The 17,297-nt window shown below is 72.0% G+C and carries 15 protein-coding genes; 10 read left to right on the top strand and 5 right to left on the bottom strand.

Features of this window, described 5'->3' with window-relative positions; all coding sequences use genetic code 11:
* Window positions 1-36 precede the first annotated feature (36 nt).
* On the bottom strand, window positions 37-2,151 hold the full coding sequence (locus tag ACZ6QO_RS02905) for an N-6 DNA methylase (RefSeq protein WP_465847032.1): 2,115 nt from the start codon (window positions 2,149-2,151) through the stop codon (window positions 37-39).
* A 268-nt stretch (window positions 2,152-2,419) separates the two neighbouring features.
* On the opposite strand from ACZ6QO_RS02905, the gene ACZ6QO_RS02900 reads away from it, so the two are divergent.
* Window positions 2,420-4,060 (top strand): DUF6119 family protein, encoded by a 1,641-nt coding sequence (locus ACZ6QO_RS02900; protein WP_465847030.1) that lies wholly within the window; start codon window positions 2,420-2,422, stop codon window positions 4,058-4,060.
* Window positions 4,061-4,107: 47 nt separating this feature from the next.
* Here the strand turns inward: ACZ6QO_RS02900 and ACZ6QO_RS02895 are convergent, their stop codons facing one another.
* Both ACZ6QO_RS02895 and ACZ6QO_RS02890 read right to left on the bottom strand, forming a co-directional pair.
* Window positions 4,108-5,010 carry a helix-turn-helix domain-containing protein gene (locus ACZ6QO_RS02895; protein ID WP_465847029.1) on the bottom strand — a complete coding sequence of 301 codons (903 nt, stop codon included), beginning with the start codon at window positions 5,008-5,010 and terminating at the stop codon, window positions 4,108-4,110.
* A gap of 140 nt (window positions 5,011-5,150) precedes the next feature.
* Window positions 5,151-5,387, bottom strand: a complete 237-nt coding sequence (locus tag ACZ6QO_RS02890; protein ID WP_465847027.1) for a DUF397 domain-containing protein — start codon at window positions 5,385-5,387, stop codon at window positions 5,151-5,153.
* A 288-nt stretch (window positions 5,388-5,675) separates the two neighbouring features.
* Here ACZ6QO_RS02890 and ACZ6QO_RS02885 point away from each other — a divergent pair, with 288 nt between their 5' ends.
* From ACZ6QO_RS02885 to ACZ6QO_RS02865, 5 genes are all read left to right on the top strand, one after another.
* Window positions 5,676-6,209 (top strand): ATP-binding protein, encoded by a 534-nt coding sequence (locus ACZ6QO_RS02885; RefSeq protein WP_465847025.1) that lies wholly within the window; start codon window positions 5,676-5,678, stop codon window positions 6,207-6,209.
* A gap of 102 nt (window positions 6,210-6,311) precedes the next feature.
* Entirely contained in the window at window positions 6,312-7,151 is an 840-nt protein-coding gene (locus tag ACZ6QO_RS02880; protein ID WP_465847023.1) for an SAM-dependent methyltransferase, read from the top strand.
* Between the two features lie 238 nt (window positions 7,152-7,389).
* Window positions 7,390-8,619, top strand: a complete 1,230-nt coding sequence (locus ACZ6QO_RS02875; RefSeq protein WP_465847021.1) for a Bcr/CflA family efflux MFS transporter — start codon at window positions 7,390-7,392, stop codon at window positions 8,617-8,619.
* An 88-nt stretch (window positions 8,620-8,707) separates the two neighbouring features.
* Entirely contained in the window at window positions 8,708-9,262 is a 555-nt protein-coding gene (locus tag ACZ6QO_RS02870; RefSeq protein ID WP_465847019.1) for a hypothetical protein, read from the top strand.
* Window positions 9,263-9,521: 259 nt separating this feature from the next.
* The gene (locus ACZ6QO_RS02865) at window positions 9,522-10,358 is read left to right on the top strand and encodes a sirohydrochlorin chelatase (protein WP_465847017.1); all 837 of its coding nucleotides are present in this window, start codon (window positions 9,522-9,524) and stop codon (window positions 10,356-10,358) included.
* On the opposite strand, the gene ACZ6QO_RS02860 is transcribed toward ACZ6QO_RS02865, so the two are convergent.
* Complete coding sequence (locus ACZ6QO_RS02860) at window positions 10,355-11,812, bottom strand: glutamate-cysteine ligase family protein (protein WP_465847015.1); 1,458 nt, start codon at window positions 11,810-11,812, stop codon at window positions 10,355-10,357. The two genes, ACZ6QO_RS02865 and ACZ6QO_RS02860, sit on opposite strands and share 4 nt — an antisense overlap.
* A 220-nt stretch (window positions 11,813-12,032) precedes the next feature.
* On the opposite strand from ACZ6QO_RS02860, the gene ACZ6QO_RS02855 reads away from it, so the two are divergent.
* The 4 genes from ACZ6QO_RS02855 (at window position 12,033) to ACZ6QO_RS02840 (ending at window position 16,672) form a co-directional block, all read left to right on the top strand.
* The gene (locus ACZ6QO_RS02855) at window positions 12,033-13,163 is read left to right on the top strand and encodes a hypothetical protein (protein ID WP_465847013.1); all 1,131 of its coding nucleotides are present in this window, start codon (window positions 12,033-12,035) and stop codon (window positions 13,161-13,163) included.
* A gap of 91 nt (window positions 13,164-13,254) precedes the next feature.
* Complete coding sequence (locus tag ACZ6QO_RS02850) at window positions 13,255-14,001, top strand: Clp protease N-terminal domain-containing protein (RefSeq protein ID WP_465847011.1); 747 nt, start codon at window positions 13,255-13,257, stop codon at window positions 13,999-14,001.
* 89 nt (window positions 14,002-14,090) lie between these two features.
* Entirely contained in the window at window positions 14,091-15,815 is a 1,725-nt protein-coding gene (araD, locus tag ACZ6QO_RS02845; protein ID WP_465847009.1) for an L-arabinonate dehydratase, read from the top strand.
* Window positions 15,816-15,985: 170 nt separating this feature from the next.
* On the top strand, window positions 15,986-16,672 hold the full coding sequence (locus ACZ6QO_RS02840; protein WP_465847007.1) for a GntR family transcriptional regulator: 687 nt from the start codon (window positions 15,986-15,988) through the stop codon (window positions 16,670-16,672).
* A gap of 171 nt (window positions 16,673-16,843) precedes the next feature.
* On the opposite strand, the gene ACZ6QO_RS02835 is transcribed toward ACZ6QO_RS02840, so the two are convergent.
* Window positions 16,844-17,206 carry a hypothetical protein gene (locus ACZ6QO_RS02835; RefSeq protein WP_465847005.1) on the bottom strand — a complete coding sequence of 121 codons (363 nt, stop codon included), beginning with the start codon at window positions 17,204-17,206 and terminating at the stop codon, window positions 16,844-16,846.
* Window positions 17,207-17,297 lie beyond the last annotated feature (91 nt).

Below are 17,297 nucleotides of genomic sequence, written 5' to 3'. Positions count from 1 at the left end.
GGTCGCTGGGAGCGGTGAGCGCCCTGTGTCACCCTGTCATTCTTCGGGCGGGAGCAGCGTCCCGCTGGTAAGTCCGGCATTGTGTTGCCGAGCCGTCTCCATTGCCACCCTCGCGGTGAGGTCGGCCGCGCGTCGCAGCGCGGCCATCCTGCGGAACGCCTTGCCGTACCTGCGCTGCTCCTCCAGTGGAAGGAGCGGCACCCGCAGCCGCCGCGCGTCGACTCGCACGATCGTGCTGCCGGTGGCGGTGCTGTTCACGTTGTCCTCCGCCGACAGGAATCCCGCGAGGAACCACGGATCGAGCCGGTCCAAGTCGGGCCGGAAGAGATGGAGGTGGGGGCCGAGGAGCGCGCCCTCATCGTGCTCGTCGGCCACCCGTGCCGTGCCGGAGCCGCCGTGCGGCATCTCGGGGAGCAGGACGTCCCCACGCCGGATCTCCACGAGCTCGGCGAGATGACTCTCCTGGGCGTCACCGGAAGCCGGTCGACCCCCGGTCACGTCGCCGGCGGTCAGGACCGGCTGGTCGTCGCGTCCGGTGAGCGTGGTGGAGCCGGTGGACTGCCTGTCACGTACGGCGGGCCTCGCCCGGTGCAGTTCGATCGCCCCGCCGCGCAGCAGGTCGGCGACCGTCGCCGTCCGCCAGGTCGCGGGCCGCACACCGGCGGGCTTCCAGTCTTCTCCCTGGTTCAGGACGACGAGCGCGCCGATCGCTCGTCGCAGCCGCAGGCGGGTGGCGCGCGCGTCCTCGGCGTGCCGGTCGGGAGCGCCGGTGACGGGCGCGGCGCGGACGTGACGGCTCGGGCTCAGGTCGACGGCGTCGTCGACCAGTTCCAGGATGGGAACGGCACGCGAGACCCCCGGAGTACCGGCGAAGTCCTCTGGCGCGTCCGCGAACTTCCGCCACTGTTCGAGAACGACGCTGAGAACGTCCTCTTGGCCTTCGCCGGACAACGCGTCCGACGCCGTGTCCACGAACAGCACCGATGACGCCTCCGCTCTGCCCGTCACCGGTCGCCGCAGAAGCCAAAGATGCAGCCCGACATGCGGAGGCGGCGCCGTCCCAGGCGGTAGCGCCGCGATGGCGCGCAGTGCTCCGCGTCGTGCGAGCTCGGCCCGTACCTTCCGTCCTCCCGGCCGTTCTGCCACGGCGGGCGGCAACAGGACGACCGCCGTTCCGTCCGGTTCCAGATGGGCCAGGCAGTGCTGGACCCAGGCCAGCTCGGACTCCCCCTTCGGGGGCACGCCGTACTCCCAACGCGGGTCGTACCCCAGTTCGTCGTGGCCCCACTCGCGGTCGGCGTACGGCGGGTTGCACAGCACGGCGTCCACGGTCAGCCCGGGGAACGCGTCCTCCCGCAGGCTGTCGCCGGCACGTACCTGAACCTGGGCGTCAGGGGCGAGAACACTGAGGCGGATGGCCGCCTGATCGGCTTGCAGTGGGGAAAGATCCTGCCCGGCGAGCCGCTCCGCTCCGTGGCGGCCCGCCGCGGCCAGAAGTCCGCCCGCTCCACAGGCGGGGTCTAAGACGTTCGAAGGGTATGACTTCCCAGCCACGAGGTCGGCCATCAGATCAGCGAGCGGCTCGGGCGTGCTGTACAGGCCACGTACGCCGCTGTCCGCCGGCAGCCACTCCCGGAGCACGTCGAGTGTCTCCAGTGCGCCGCTCTCGTTCATCGACCTGATAGCGGCGCGCAACGCGGGCGGCGTGAACGCTTTCAACGGATCACGCTCGGAGCCGGGCCGGACAGCCGCCGGTTTCCGCGCCGCCTCCCGCACTCGTTGCCGCAGGTCCGTGTCCACCCGTCGAAGCAGCTCCCCGTCGGAGAGCTCACCCAGCTTCCGGCGCTCCGCGGCGTCCATCAGCAAAGCACCGGCCACGATGGCGGGCATGCCCTCGATGACGACGTCACGGGGAAGTTCGCGCAGTTCCACCCGTAGCCGGTCCAGCGGCGACGCCTCCGGGAGCTGCCCGCGAGCCGCCAGCCATGATTCGACGGCCTTCCTGTCGTAGGTGGGGCTTGCCTCGGCGCCCCCGCTCGGCTGCGGGAAGTCGGCATGACGTCGCCGCCAGTTGCTGACCGTCGCGCGCGTGACCCCCGCCAGGCGGGATATCTCCGCGGCCGTCAGCCGCTCGGACCTGTGTCCTACCACTTCGTCCTGCCAACGCTCGAGGGGGATACGGGCAAGCTCCACTGTATACACACGACCAACTCGCACATAGTGTTTGACAGTGCTTTCACTTCATGCTGTCCTAGAGATGCTTTCAGAGTCGTGAGTGAGTGTAGCGACGCCTGTGGTCCCACGTGGCGTCAAGCCCTTGTCCACGCCGACAGCACCTTCAGCACCGCGAGCAAGAGTTCCAGGTTCTTCCCCACCGGCCGTGCCCCGACGGCACGGCTCTTCTCCTGTGGAGCCGGCCTTGGCTGAGAAGCGCGTTGTCACGCTGTACCACCTGCTCGACGTCGAGCCCGATCTCGACGGATTGTTCGGCTCACTCGATGGAAAGCTCCTCGACGAGCTCGCGTTCGCCCCGCTCTTTCCCGACTTCCCCGGGAACGCGGTCGCCTACCTGGTGCGCGGGCACTTCATGATCCCCAAGGTCGAATGGTCCGGCGACCTTTCCCAGCTCGTCGGCGAGGACACCCCGCTCGACGCGAAGAAGCCCGCCGCGCTGCTGCTCATCGCGCTCGACGAGCAGGTCTTCGCCATCGGATTCGGTGAGGGGTACCGCCTCGTGCCGGACGAGCTGAAGGACCCGGACTTCGGGCTGCGGTTCGCGATCCGCGCAGTCGACCCCGACTGCGTACGCGACATCGTCCGCCGGTCGACGGTGCGCCAGGGCCGTCAGGACGCCACGCTCGTCCCGTCCGGCCTTTCCATCGGCAGCGTCGGCGTCCGGCGGCACGCCGAGATCGTCAAGAAGCTCGGCGGCAAGCTGCACGCTGACGTCCTGGGCCTGGAGGACGGCGACTCCATCACCGTCGACGGTTCCACCACCGGGCTCCGCCTGCCCATCCCGCTGGACAACACCAAGCTCATCGCCCTCCTCCAGCAGATCATCAAGGTCTGCGCGATGGACGTGCACCCTGACTTCGCCTTCATCGAGGCGATCAAGCCGGTGCGGGACGCCGCCGTCATCAGCCGCCTCGAAGCCCTCCTGGACGAAGGGCTGCGCGGAAAGACCGAGGTTCCCCTCGCCCTGGCCGTACCGGTCGAGCTTTCCACGAAGCTGGACGAGACCGTTTCGTACAACATCAAGATCGGTTCGGCATGGCTGCGGGGCAGGCGGAGCCTTGAGACGGAGGACATTCTGAACCGCTGCCGCGTCCTGAACGGAACCGCCCCCACCGAGGCGCTGCGGGCGGGACGCATCGAACTGGCGGACGGCCGCGACGGCACCGGGAGGCTCGGCGGCGCCGCCGCCATCCGCTGGTTGGAGGCGCGCCTGGCCATCGAGGCCCACCAGTACTTCCTGATCGACGGCGCGTGGCACGAGAGCGGGGCCGACTACCTCGACGGCGTCGGCAGGCAGGTCGGCGAGCTCATCGACCTGGCCCCGTCCACGTCTCTGCCGGCATGGCGGAAGGGCGAGCACGAAAGGCACTACAACCTGCGGGTCCAGCACGAGCTGGGGCGGACCTCGTACCTGTGCCTGGACCGCGAGGGCGTGCGAACGGCGCTCCACAGCCACCAGGGCGTCGAGGTCTGCGACCTCCTCGGGCCCGCGGACGAGCTCATCTGCGTCAAGCCCGCGAGCGGATCGGACTCCCTGAGCCACCTGTTCGCTCAGGGACTCGTCGCCGTCGAGACGCTCCTCACCCAGGCCGACGCGCGGCGGCGGTTCAGCGAACTCGTGACCAAGGTCAGCGGCGGTACGCGCGGCGTCCCCCTGGACTACCGCCCCAAGAAGGTGATCTTCGCGATCCACCTGAAGACCGGCCGGACGCTGACGCCGTCGAGCCTCTTTCCGTTCGCCCAGGTCACCCTGATCAACGTGGCCACCACCCTCAGGTCCCTCTACGGCGTGGACGTGGAGGTCGTCGGGATCCCCGCCGAGTGAGAGTCTCGGGGGGTCAGGGCTCCGTCACGCCCGGGGGGTGACCGCGGTCAGAGCTCGGCGAGGATTCTGGTGAGGGCCTTCTTGGTCTCGGTGGCGGGGATGGCGTCGATGCACAGGCGTTCCATGACGGCCTGGTAGCGGTCGAGGTCCTCGCGCTTGTCGAGGTAGATGGCGCTGGTGAGCTGCTCCAGGTAGACCACGTCGGGCAGGTCGCGCTCGGAGAAGCGCAGGATGCTGAACGGGCCGCCCGCCGCGGCGTGGCCGCCGACGCTGAAGGGCATGACCTGCACGGTGATGTTGGGCGAGGCGACGGCCTCGATGAGGTGCCTGAGCTGGCCGCGCATCACCTCGCGCCCGCCGAGCGGCCGGCGCAGGGCCGCCTCGTCGACGACGGCCCACAGGTGGGGGGCGTTCGCCCGGGTGAGGAGCTTCTGCCGGGCCATCCGCAGGTCGACCCGCCGCTGGACCTCCTCGGCGTCCTCCGGGTGGCCGAGCCGGACGACGGCACGGGCGTATTCGGGGGTCTGCAGCAGACCGGGGACGAACTGCACCTCATAGCAGCGGATGCGGGTGGCCGCCTCTTCGAGGCCGACGTACGCCTCGAACCAGTTGGGCAGGATGTCGTCGTAGTTGTGCCACCAGCCGGGGCGGTTGGCCTGGGAGACGAGCGACAGCAGGGCCTCGCGTTCGCCCTGGTCGTTCACCCCGTACAGGGTGAGCAGGTCGGCGACGTCGCGCGCGCGGAAGCTGACCCGTCCCAGCTCCATGCGGCTGACCTTGGAGTGCGAGGCGCGGATGGAGCGCCCGGCGGCCTCCAGGGTGATGCCGCGGTTCTCGCGCAACCGCCGGAGCTGGGAGCCGAGCAGGATGCGCAGGACCGTGGAGCTGCCCCGTTCCCGAGCCATCAGGTTGAGCGGGGTCTCGTCCCCTTCGGCTCGGGCTGTGATCATGGCCAGTCCTTAGAACAGGGGTCTTACTCGTCTTCTCGCGGTCACAGAGAAGTTCACGATACCTCTGACGGAGCAATCCGGATATACCCCAACATCACCCTTAGGCTACGATTTTCCACACTGAGTAGCCGTTCCTTTCATCAAAGTGCCAGGTCATCGAACTCGCCGTTCTTGGCGCCCTGGATGAACGCGGCGATTTCTCCCCGGCTGTAAATCAGGGCCGGCCCGGCGGGATGCCGGGAGTTGCGCACGGCCACCCCGCCGTCCGGGAGCTCGGCGAGCTCCACGCAGTTGCCACTGGGGTTGCTGTAGGCGCTCTTACGCCACCGCGCGCCCGAGAGCTCGGACGCGGCCACACCGTTGGCGATTTCATCCATCCTTGTTCACACATCCCCGAAGCCGACGAACTTTGACATTGTTGCCAAGCAGGGCCTTCATCCGAACGAAGCCCCATACGGGCTGGTTTCACCCTGCGGCTCAGCATACCGGTGTGCGGATGCACGTGCATCGGTACTTGCATCTGCACAGCAGACAGGAGCAATATGGGCATGAGGCGTAAACCCCCCGGCGATATGCCCTAAACCCTCTGAGGCTTCCCTATGACTGGGTGCAGAACACGACTGGCTGAACCAGCTCAGACACGGGACGAAGGGTGGGCAGAGCGGTTGGAGGAGCTGGGCCGCGCCCTGTCCCTGCGCGGTACGCGGGCTCCGACCGGCTCATGGGCCCCGGCCGGCGCCCAGGACGGCGGCCGTTTCCTGCTCGCAATGTGCGAACTGCGCGAAGACTCCTATCCGGCCCGCACCGCGCGCAGGTTCACCGCCGCCACGCTGCGCGAATGGGGTCTCGACGAGCTCGTCGACGACGTCGAGCTGGTGATCGGCGAGCTGGTGATCAACGCGCTGAGGCACGGGCTGAGCGGCCGCGCGGCCGTCCACTCCGCCGACCCGGTGAGCGTCGTCCTCGCCCGCACCCGCGAGTCGGTGATCTGCGTCGTCACCGACCCGAGCGACCTTTCCCCCACCCCCCGCGAGCCCGACGCCGACGCGGAGGGCGGCCGCGGACTGCAGGTGGTCGCGGGCATCAGCAGCCGATGGGGCTGGGCGCCGGCGGGCGGCCCCGGCAAGGCCGTCTGGGCGGGGTTCGCCCTCCCCCGCGACCCCGCCCGCCGGGCACGGCGCCTGGAGGTCTGCCGCTGAAGGCGAGCGCGCCTCCGCGCCCCGACGGCCATGCCGTCACCCCCGCGATCGGATGCCCGGAACGCCGATATCGTGCTACGAGCGGCGCTACCCTCGAATCCGGTGAATTGGGGTGTGATGACGAAGTTCCCGAGACTTGAGCCGCTCGGCTTCGATCCGACGATCCCCAATCAGGCCCGCATCTATGACTACTTCGTGGGGGGCAAGGACAACTTCGCCGCCGACCGCGAGGCCGCGCGCCTGGCCCTTTCCGTCGCGCCCGAGCTGCCCATGATGTGCCGGGAGGGCCGCAGGTTCCTCGAGCGCGTGGTGCGCTACCTGGCCGGGCGCGGCGTCCGGCAGTTCGTCGACGTCGGGTGCGGTCTGCCCACGCAGGGCAACGTCCACGAGATCGCCCAGGCGGCGGCGCCCGGATCCCGCGTGGTCTACGTCGACAACGACCCGGTGGTCGTCACCCACGCCCGGGCCCTGCTGGAGGACGAGGAGCGGACGGCGGTCATCGAGGCCGACATGCGCGACCCCGGCCAGATCCTCGGCCATCCCCGCCTGAAGTCGCTGATCGACCTGGGGAGACCGGTCGCGGTCCTGCTGTTGTTCGCACTGGACGTGATCTCCGAGGACGAGCTGGCCGCCCGCATCGTCGGCCGCTTCCGCGACGCCATCGCCACGGGCGGCTACGTGGCCATCGGCCACAGCGTCTCCGACCTGCGGCCCGAGGCCACCGCCGAGCTCGCCGGCATCTACCAGAACCGCCGCGTGGTCACCGGCCACGCCCGCAGGAACCAGCAGCGCACCAAGGCCGACGTCGAGCGCCTATTCGACGGCCTCTCGCTCGTCCCGCCGGGAGTGGTCTACGTCCCGGACTGGGGGCTCGCCCCCAGGCCGGCGCCCGGCACGCGCGCGGTCTGGTCGGTCGGCGGCGTCGGCCGCAAGGACGCCTGACCCGGCGACCCGAGCCTCCTCGGCCTGATCGCGCCAGAGCCGCGATCGGCCTCATCGCGCCAGAGCCGCGAAGCGCTCCTGACCTGCCTGGGGCGCGACGATACCCCCGGCTTCCCGGCCGGGGCGGCCCGGATCCGGGCTCGGGCGGGTGGCAGGCGTACCGTGGCCAGGGACGGCACCGCGCGCTTCGCAGAGCCGACCGGCCCGGGCGCCGCGGGGAACGGCCAAGGGAGTCGCCATGACCGCTACCACCATCGTCGGCGCCCCCCGGGTGACGAGCCCTGCCCGGCAGTGGCTCGTCGTGCTCGGCCTGGTCTCGGTGTTCGTGCCGTTCGGCAGCGACATGTACCTTCCGGGGCTGGCCTTGATCGCGGGTGAGCTGGGCACCGGTGTCATCGCGGTGCAGCTCACCTTCTCCGCCTTCCTGCTCGGCATGGCCGTGGGCCATCTCACCCTGGTGCGACTGTCGGACCGCTATGGCCGCAGGGGCCCGCTGCTCGCCTGCCTGGCGATCTGCGCGATCGCCGGGGCGGTGTGCGCGCTCGCGCCCACCGTGGGCGTGCTGATCGGCGCGCGGTTCGTCCAAGGGCTGACCGGCTCCGCCGGCGTCGTGATCGGACGGGCCGTCGTGGCCGACCTCGCCCGGGGGCGCCCTGCCGTCCGCGCCTTCGCCGGCCAGATGTGGCTGCTCGCCGCCGTGACCGTCGTGGCCCCCGCGGTCGGCGGCGTCCTGGTCGCCACGGCCGGCTGGCGGGCGGTGTTCTGCGCACTGGCACTGCTGACGCTGGCGATGTTCCTGGCCGCGCTGGTCGCCCTTCCCGAAACCCTGCCGCCGCACGCCCGGACGGTGAGCCCCCTGCTCCCGCGAGCCGACCGCGCCCTGCTGCGCGACCGCGGTCACCTCGCCCCCGCTCTGGCGTTCGTCCTGGCGTTCGGCGCGCTGACCGCCTATCTGGCCGCGGCCCCGTTCTTCCTGCGCCACCTGTTCGGGCCGAACACCGCGGCCGTCGCCGCCACGCTGGCGCTCAACGCGCTGGCCCTGGTGCTGGTCGCGGCGCTGGGCGCGCGGCTCGCCTACCGCTTCCGGCCGCTGTGGCCGGCGCGCGCCGGGCTCGCCGTCCTGCTGCTCTGCGCCATCGCGCTCGGCGTGCTGGCCGTCACGGGATGGCTGACCATCGACACCTGCCTTCCGCCGCTGCTGCTGGCCGTCGCCTCCTTGGGCCTGGTGCTCGGCGACACCTCGGGAGTCGCGCTCTCCCGGGCGCCGCGCGCCGCCGGGACCGCCGCGGCCCTGATGGCGACCGCGCAGTTCGCCTTCGGCGCGGTCATGGCCCCGCTGGCCGGTGCGGGCGGCGCCCAGAACGTCGTCCCGACGGCCCTGGTCATGGGCACGTGCGCGGTGCTCGCCCTGGCGGTGCTGGCCAGCGGCGGGCGTCCGAGCGGACGGGAGGCGGCCGGACCGGCCTGACAGCGAGCGACCACTCCGGAACGGTAGGTGTCGGTACCGGGTCTTGCGATCAACCGGCGTGACGCCCACACTCGAATCGGGCGGCGCCATGTCACAAGACACGCGCGCCCTGGGGGTGGTCCTGGTGTACGAAGGCTTCAGCACTCGGGAGACCTGGCCGTTCGAATGCCTCCGCTGCCTGACGGTGTGGGAAGAGGAGTACCTCGTCCGGCATCTCACCGACAGCCATGGCAACGACGCCGACGTCTGGTTCCGCGCCGAACTCCTGGTGCAGCCGCCATGGTCGGGCGCCCGCTGCCCGTCCTGCGGCGACACCGGCGTGAAGACCTTCCCTCGCGGCTACCTCGCCCGACATCCCGAGCTCCGCGAGCTCCGCCAGCTCCGAGACCTCGGCGACTCCCGGGCACCCGGACCGGGCACGCCGAGCGTTCCCGCCACGCCGCCGCCTCTGCCGGTATCGGACGTCCCCGCCGGCCCGGTCGCCCCCGCGCCGGCCGCGTGGCGTCGGCCGGTGGCGGCGCGGTGGTCGTCCGGCGTCCGGGCGCGCGTCTCGGCGACGTACGCGGTGATCGGGCTCTCGGTCCTGCTCTTCGCCGGTCTGGGGCTGCTGGAGGTCCTGCGCGCCACCCACCGCGTGCACTGACACGCGCGGCGGTGTTTCCGCCGCCGAAAAAAAATTCGGCGGCGCGGGAAAGGCAACTGTCAGCGGCGGGGCCCGTACCAGCCCTCCGGCGGAGTCCGCCGCCCCCGCGATGATCTCGAATGATTACGGACCGTTGGTACTGTTCAGAGGATCGAGTCCTAATTTGTCACTGATGTCACGGGAGTTGGGCACTCCTCCCATCGCGCGACGCGGCGAATCAGACTTAACTTTCGCCGCATACCCCGTAAAATCCGCCGATGTGAACGATGGTCATCAGGCTCCACAGGAGCTTCCGGTCCGCGAACGCTCGTTCCGGACCAGCTCCGGCCGGCACCGGCGGCCCGTGCCCGCGCAGCTCCCCCCGGACGCGCCCGCGCTCGTCCTCGCCGCGCCCGGCACCGGCGGCGACGTCCCCGCCGCGGTCAAGACCATCGTCAGCGTGGATCATCCTCAGCTCGACGTACGGCTGATCCATCTCGGGGACAGCAAGACCAGCCTGGCCGAGACGCTCACCGAATGCGCCGCCGACCGGCCGAAGGAGTCGCCCGCGGCGATCGTGGTCCCGCTCGTGACCGGACCGCACCAACAGGTGTACCGCGCCATCCGGGAGGCCGTCGCCGAGAGCGACGTCATGACGACGATCGCCGACCCGCTCGGGCCGCACCCGCTGCTCGCCGAGGCGCTGCACGTCAAGCTGTCAGAGAGCGGCCTGGCACGCGCCGACCGCATGCGCCTGTTCAACATCGCGGCCCCGGTGGACGGCATCATCGTCGCCACGGTCGGCGGCCAGGAGGCCGTGCGGGCGGCGGACGCCACGGTCGTCCTGCTGGCCGCCCGCCTCACGCTCCCGGTCGTGGCGGCCTCGCTGGACGCCTCGCCCGGCGTCGGCGACGCCGCCCAGCGGCTGCGCAACATCGGCGCCTCGCGGCTGGCGCTGGCGCCCTTCCTCATCGGCCCCGAGATCGACCCGCAGAAGATCACGGCGGCCGCCGCGTCGGTCGGCGCCGGGTGCGCCGAGCCGCTCGGCGCGCACAGCGCCGTCGCCCAGCTCGTCGCCCTCAGCTACGGAAGCTCCCTCACCGGCATCGACGACTAGGGGCACGGCCAGGTGTGCACCGGGTCGCCGGCGAACGCCAGCTCGCGGTAGCGGGCCAGCATGGCGGCCCGCGAGCCCGGCTCGTTCTCGAGGGCGGCCAGCGCCTCGCGCTGCCAGACGGCCCCCGTGCGGCGCAGCCTGACGCGTTCGGCGATGACGGACAGATGGCGGGTCGCCTCGTCGGCGTCCACGCCCGCCGACAGCAACCCGCCGCGCGCCACCGGCAGCAGGTCGGCGACCAGGCGGGCGGCAGGGGCGGCGTCCGGGCGCCCGGGCCAGGCCAGCTCGGCGTCCAGGCCGTGGCGCGCCGCCCGGTAGAAGTTGCGGTAGGCGTCCGCGAAGGAGAAGCCGCCGATCCAGGACGGCCGCGACGCCATCGCCGTCACCAGGCCGACCAGGAAGGCCGCGTTGGCCGCCATGTCGGCGCAGGTGGGCCCGGCCGGCAGCGCCCGCAGTTCGACCCGCAGGTGCCCGCCGTCCGCCGGGTCGTAGACCGGCCGGTTCCACTGCCACACCGTGCCCTGGTGGAGTCGTAGTTCCGCGAGGCGCGGGATGCCGCCCTCGCGGGTCACCGACAGCGGGTCCTCCTCGTCCAGCAGCGGCATGACCGGCTCGTACTCGCGGACGCTCTGCTCGAACACCTCGCCGGCGCCGCTGTCCACCCAGCCGGAGCCGAAGCAGACCCGGCCGTCCACGCGCCACGGCCGCTCCATGTCGCGGTCGTCCGCCGACGCCTCGAACAGCGCGATGCGGGTCTCCTCCCACAGGTCGCGCCCCAGGAAGGCCGGGGAGTTGCCGCTGACCGCCAGCACCGGGCCGATGGCGAGCTGGGCGGCGTTGTAGACGTGGGCGAACTCCTCGGGAGAGGTGCGCAGGTGCACCTGCCATGAGGTGTTGGCGCTCTCCAGGATGACGTCCTCCACCTCCAGCTCCAGGCGCTCGTTGCCGTGGATCCGCACGCGGAACGGCTCGGCGCGCACCCGGCGGATCCCCCGGCTGAGCGCCCGGTAGCGGGTGTCGTCGCTCATGGCGTCGGGGGTGAAGTCGAACTCGGTCAGCGTGGGCAGGATGCCGATCGGCACCACCCGGCCGCCCTGCGAGCGGGCCGCCCTGTCGACCAGCTCCATCAACCGGCGCGTCTCGTCGCCAAGGGCGCTGAACGGCCGCCCGGCCAGCCGCGCCGGGGTCAGGTTGACCTCCAGATTGAAGCTGCCGAGCTCCAGCACCACCCGCTCGTCGCCGGCGGCGTCACGGACCTCCTTGTTGCGGCGCAGCGGCCGGCCGTCCTCGTCGATGAGGAAGAGCTCCAGCTCGGCGCCGATGGTCGCGGGCCCCGCGCCGAACCCCGGCCTGGCCAGCAACTCGCGCAGGGCGATGAGCGAATCCTTCAGGCGCTCCCCGAAGCGCCCGTACTCCGCCTCGGAGAACCGCTCCTTGGCTACCTGCTGTCCCATCGTGTCGTCCCCCATGTGCGGCCTCGGGTCTCACCCCCTCCCTGTCCCGGCGGTGGGCTTTCATGCCTGCTTTTCACGCCCGTGCGCGCGGCCGTTTTCGCGCCTGTGCGCGGGGCCGCGACCTCGATCGTCCGAAGCCATTGACTCCGCGGTGGTATATCGGTATGCCTGGACAACGCCATTTGAGGGGTGAGGGGCCCCGGGTGGGGAGGCGATGGCCATGAGAGTGCTCGTACACGCCTATCCGTGGGACGTGATCGGCGATCCGCTGTTCACCGCGCGGGTGCAGACCCTGGGCGTGGACGGGGTGAACCTTGCCGCCGCCTACCACACCGTGAGAGCCGCGACCCCCTGGCATCCCGACCGGGCGTACATGGACGCCAGGCACGCCGCGCTCTACCGGCCGGTCCGGCAGGTGGCCTGGCAGGGCAGGCGGCTGGTGCCCGGGACGCCCGCCTGGATGGACGACGCCGACCCCTTCGGCACCGCCGCGCGCACCCTGGCCGACGCCGGCATCCCCGTGACGGCGTGGATCGTGCTCACGCACAGCTCGCGGCTGGGCGAGGCGCATCCGGACGTGGGCGTGGTCAACTGCTTCGGCCAGCACTACCCGTGGGCCCTCTGCCCGTCACGGGCCGAGGTGCGCGAGTACGCCGCCACGCTGGCCGCCGAGGCCGTGCGCGACCTGCCGCTGGCCGGGGTGCTGCTGGAGGCGTGCGGGCAGCTCGGCGCCGACCACGGCGGCCATCACGACAAGACCGAGGGCGCCTACGACGCCCGGGCGCGGCGCATGCTGTCGGTCTGCTGCTGCGCGGCCTGCAGCGCGGGGTGGGAGGCCGGCGGCATCTGCCCCGAGCGCACGGTGCGCGACCTGCGCGCCGCGGTGCGCTCCCGCGAGCACGACCTCGACCCCGAGATGGCCGCCACGATCCTGTCGGTGCGCCATCAGGCGGCCGACGAGCTGCGCCACCAGGTGATCGAGGGGCTGCCGTCCGGCCTGCGGGTCAGCCTGCACGCCGCCCCCGACCCGTGGGCCACCGGCGCCAACCCCGGCCTCGGCCCGCAGGCGGGCAAGGACGTCGACGCCGTCGTCGTCCAGTGCTGGCCCACCGGCCAGGAGTCCGCCGACCGGGTGCGCATCGCCCGGCACATGCTGCCCGAGCAGGTCGCGGTGGGCGCTTATGTGACCGTGCTGCCGCCGGTCCGGCAGGAGGACATCGCCGCGCACGTGCGGCGCCTGGCGGAGTCCGGCGCGCAGGAGGCGCACCTGTACCACGCGGGCCTGGCCGGGCCCGCCCGTCATGGCCTGCTCGCCGAGGCCGTCCGGGCCGCCGCGACGGCCCGGCGGTGAGGGGCGTTCCGCAGGCCGTTCCGCTCCGAGCGGACGGCGCATCGTCAACCTGAGGTTGACGATGCCGCTGGCGTCAACCTATGGTTGACGCATGCAGACACCAGTCCGGCTCGACGACCTGATCGAGCACATCAAGAGCAACCACGCCGGCGGCGGCCCCCTCCAGCAGCTCACCGGAGCCGTGCTGCTGGGCGAACACCTCGGCGAAGTGGCCGACCACCTCATCGGCCACTTCGTCGACCAGGCCCGCAAGGCCGGCGCGTCCTGGACCGAGATCGGCCAGAGCATGGGAGTGACCAAGCAGGCGGCGCAGAAGCGGTTCGTCAGCAAGGGCGGCGAGCCGTTCGACCCCACCTCCTTCGCCCGGTACACCCCCCGCGCCCGCCACGTCGTCGTCGCCGCACAGGAGGAGGCCCGCCAGACCGGCCACGGCCACATCGACGCCGAGCACCTGCTGCTCGGCCTGCTGTACGAGCCGGAAGGGCTGGCCGCGCGGGCCGTCGTGGCGCAGGGGGTGCCGCTGGACCGGGTGCGCGAGGCGGCCCTGACCTCCCTCGGCCCGGCCGCCGGCGGACCGGTCGACGCCGAGGTGGCCTTCACCGCCGACGGCAAGAAGGTCCTCGCCATGACCGTGCGCGAGGCGCTGCGCCTCGGGCACGCCCACATCGGCACCGAGCACCTGCTGCTCGCCATGTTCAGCGCCGAGGACACGGCGGCCGCCCGGGTGCTGACCGGGCTCGGGGTGACCAAGGACGCCGCCGAGGCGTGGATCCTCGCGGCACTCGCCCAGAGCGCGGGCCCCGCGGCGACGCCCGGCGAAGGTGCCGCCCGGTCATAAGGTGACAGAGGGGACCACGTCCGGTCACCCGGCATCGGCGGGCCAGACGCTGCCGATATCGTGATATATCAGGATATCGAGGAGGACTCGTGCAGCGTCTGACCCCCGACCAACTGAGAAGTCACCGGTGGTACGGCACCGAAGGGCTCCGTTCCTTCGGTCACCGTTCGAGGACCCGCCAGCTCGGCCTGTCCGCCGAAGAGCACATGGGCCGGCCCGTCATCGGCATCCTGAACACCTGGAGCGAGCTCAACCCGTGCCACATCCACCTGCGCGAACGCGCGCAGGACGTCAAGCGGGGGGTGTGGCAGGCCGGCGGCTACCCGGTGGAGCTGCCGGTGATGTCGCTGTCGGAGTCCTTCATGAAGCCGACCACCATGCTGTACCGCAACCTGCTGGCCATGGAGACCGAGGAACTGCTGCGCTCCCATCCGGTCGACGCGGCGGTGCTCATGGGCGGCTGCGACAAGACCACCCCGGCGCTGATCATGGGCGCCATCAGCATGGACCTCCCCGCGGTCTTCGTGCCGTCCGGGCCGATGATCCCGGGCAACCACCGCGGCGAGGTGCTCGGCAGCGGCAGCGACGTGTGGCGCTACTGGGCCGACAAGCAGGCCGGCCTGGTCACCGAGGCCGAGATGAGCGGCGTGGAGGAGGGCATCGCCCGCTCCCCCGGCCACTGCATGACCATGGGCACCGCCTCCACCATGACCTCGGTCGCCGAGGTGCTCGGCATGACGCTGCCCGGCGCGGCCTCCATCCCCGCCGTGGCCTCCGCGCACAACCGGATGGCCGCGGCCACCGGCCGCCGCGTGGTCGAGATGGCCTGGGAGGACCTGCGCCCCTCCGCGATCCTCACCGCCGAGGCCTACGCCGACGCGGTGACCACCGTCCTCGCGCTCGGCGGGTCCACCAACGCCGTCGTCCACCTGATCGCCATGGCCCGCCGCAGCGGCGTGGAACTGACCCTCGACCACTTCGACGAGGCCTCCCGCCGCGTCCCCGTGCTCGCCGACCTGCGCCCGAGTGGCACCTACGTCATGGAGGACTTCTACCTGGCGGGCGGCCTGCCCGGCCTGCTCGGCCGCATCGCGGACCTGCTCCACCTGGAGCGTCCGACCGTCACCGGCCGCTCCCTGGGCGAGGCGCTCGAAGGGGCCGGCGTGTACGACGACAAGGTGATCCGCACGCGCGACGACCCGATGTCGGAGGAGGGCGGCCTCGCCGTCCTGCGCGGAAACCTGGCCCCGGCCGGCGCGGTGATCAAACACGTGGCCGCCGAGCCCAGGCTGCTCAAGCACACCGGGTCCGCGGTGGTGTTCGACGGGCACCGCGACCTGATGCGGCGCATCAACGACGAGAGCCTGACCATCACCCCCGACTCGGTGCTGGTGCTGCGCGGCGCTGGCCCGCGCGGCGGCCCCGGGATGCCCGAGCACGGCATGCTGCCCATCCCCGACCGGCTGCTCAAGATGGGCGTCCGCGACATGGTGCGCATCTCCGATGCCCGGATGAGCGGCACGAGCTACGGCGCGTGCGTGCTGCACGTCGCCCCCGAGTCGCACATCGGCGGGCCGCTCGCGCTGGTCAGGGACGGCGACCCGATCACCTTGGACGTCGAGGCGCGCCGGCTGTCCCTCGACGTGCCCGAGGACGAGCTGGAACGCCGCCGCGCCGCCTGGCAGGCTCCCGAGCCGGTGTTCCGGCGCGGGTACGGGACCATGTTCGAGGCCCACATCCTCCAGGCGGACGAGGGCTGCGACTTCGACTTCCTCCTCGGCGCCGGAGGCGCTCCAGAACCCGACATGGGCTGAGCCCCATCCGCCCGCCCCGCCGGGTCACGCCACGAACCGCCGGCGGGACGGGGGTGGTCGTCCCGAGCGGCCGCCTTTACGTTGTAGATTCTTTCCCTTCGTCGCGGGCGCGGCGGCCGGAAGATGGAGGGGGGTGAACGGGGGCGCCGGGCGTGGGGCACGATGTACCGGTGTACAACATCCCGGAGGAACCGGTACTGCGGCCCGTGGCACGGTCGACGACCCGCACCGACCTCGTGGCCGACTCCATCAGGACCGCGATCCTGTCCGGCCGGATCAAGCCGGGCGAGACGCTCGTGGAACGCCGGCTCGCCGAGCAGCTCGGCGTGTCCAAGACCCCCGTGCGCGAGGCGCTGATCGGCCTCGCCTCGACCGGGCTCGTCACCATCAGCCCCAACCGGGGCGTCAGCGTGCGGGTGCTCGACGCCGCCGACCTGCGCAAGGCCCAGGAGCTCCGCCTGCTGCTCGAACCGTGGGCGGTGGCCTGCGCCACCCGCGCCGGGAACGCCGGCACCGTGCGGGACGCGCGCGAGGCGCTCGGCGAGGCCCGCGAGCTGCTGTCGGGCGAGGACCCGACGGCCCTCAGCCTGGCCAACCGCCGATTCCACCGCGCGCTGTACTCCGGCTGCGACAACGAACTGGTCACCGCCCAGCTGGACAACCTGCAGGACCTCACCGCGCTCGGCACGGTGAGCGTGCTGTGGCGGCGCTGGCCCACCTGGCGCGAGGAGTACGCCGAGCACGAGGACATCCTCGCCGCTGTGGCGAGCGGCGACGCCTCGCTCGCCGAGCGCCTGATCAGGGCGCACGTCGAACGCACCGTCACCCACCTCGGCCGATCACAGGACGGCTCCTGACCTTCCGCCGGCGCGACGGCTCCTGACCCTTCGCCGGGCGGGGTCGGACAGCGGGTCGAGCCGGCGTCGCGCGGGGGTCTTCGACGTGCGGCCCGGCCGCCGGGTGGGCGCGGCCGGGCACAAGGGGGCCGGCCCCGGGAGGCGTCCGGGGCCGGCGGGGTGGGGCGATGGTCAGTCGGCGCAGATGGCGAAGACGCTGATGCCCACGTCGTTGTAGCCGTCCTGGCGGCCCAGGCCGATCCAGCCTCGCCCGTCATCGGTGGGGAACGACCCGACCAGGATCGCCCGGTTGCCGCGGGCCTCGGCCCCGCCGCCGAGGACCCTCTTGGCGCCGGGGCAGTAGAGCGTGCGGCGCTGGAAGTTGGGGACGTTGGCGTTGGGCAGCGTGACCAGCTGGTAGCCGGAGGGCAGGGCGGCGGGCCCGGGCGGGGCGCCGGCCGGGGTGGTGTCCGCGCTCGCCGACGCGACGGTGGCCAGGCACACGCCCGTCAGCAGGACGGACAGGGCGAGGGCGGTGGACTTCTTCGGGCGCATCGCTCTCCTCTATGTCGTTCCCCGGCCCGCTCGCACGGCCGCGGCATCACGGGATCGCCGGCGATGTGATGCCATCGACGCCCGAGTGACC

The organism is Sphaerisporangium sp. NPDC049457 (genome assembly GCF_055586705.1).
Note: the sequence above shows the minus strand (reverse complement) of the source record. Positions and strands in the feature narration are given on the sequence as shown.

Excerpts from the sequence above, each read along its gene's own strand:
- ACZ6QO_RS02895 (WP_465847029.1), bottom strand. The coding sequence starts at position 5,010 with ATGATCACAGCCCGAGCCGAAGGGGACGAGACCCCGCTCAACCTGATG.
- ACZ6QO_RS02890 (WP_465847027.1), bottom strand. The coding sequence starts at position 5,387 with ATGGATGAAATCGCCAACGGTGTGGCCGCGTCCGAGCTCTCGGGCGCG.
- ACZ6QO_RS02875 (WP_465847021.1), top strand. The coding sequence starts at position 7,390 with ATGACCGCTACCACCATCGTCGGCGCCCCCCGGGTGACGAGCCCTGCC.
- ACZ6QO_RS02870 (WP_465847019.1), top strand. The coding sequence starts at position 8,708 with ATGTCACAAGACACGCGCGCCCTGGGGGTGGTCCTGGTGTACGAAGGC.
- ACZ6QO_RS02860 (WP_465847015.1), bottom strand. The coding sequence starts at position 11,812 with ATGGGACAGCAGGTAGCCAAGGAGCGGTTCTCCGAGGCGGAGTACGGG.
- ACZ6QO_RS02855 (WP_465847013.1), top strand. The coding sequence starts at position 12,033 with ATGAGAGTGCTCGTACACGCCTATCCGTGGGACGTGATCGGCGATCCG.
- ACZ6QO_RS02850 (WP_465847011.1), top strand. The coding sequence starts at position 13,255 with ATGCAGACACCAGTCCGGCTCGACGACCTGATCGAGCACATCAAGAGC.
- ACZ6QO_RS02835 (WP_465847005.1), bottom strand. The coding sequence starts at position 17,206 with ATGCGCCCGAAGAAGTCCACCGCCCTCGCCCTGTCCGTCCTGCTGACG.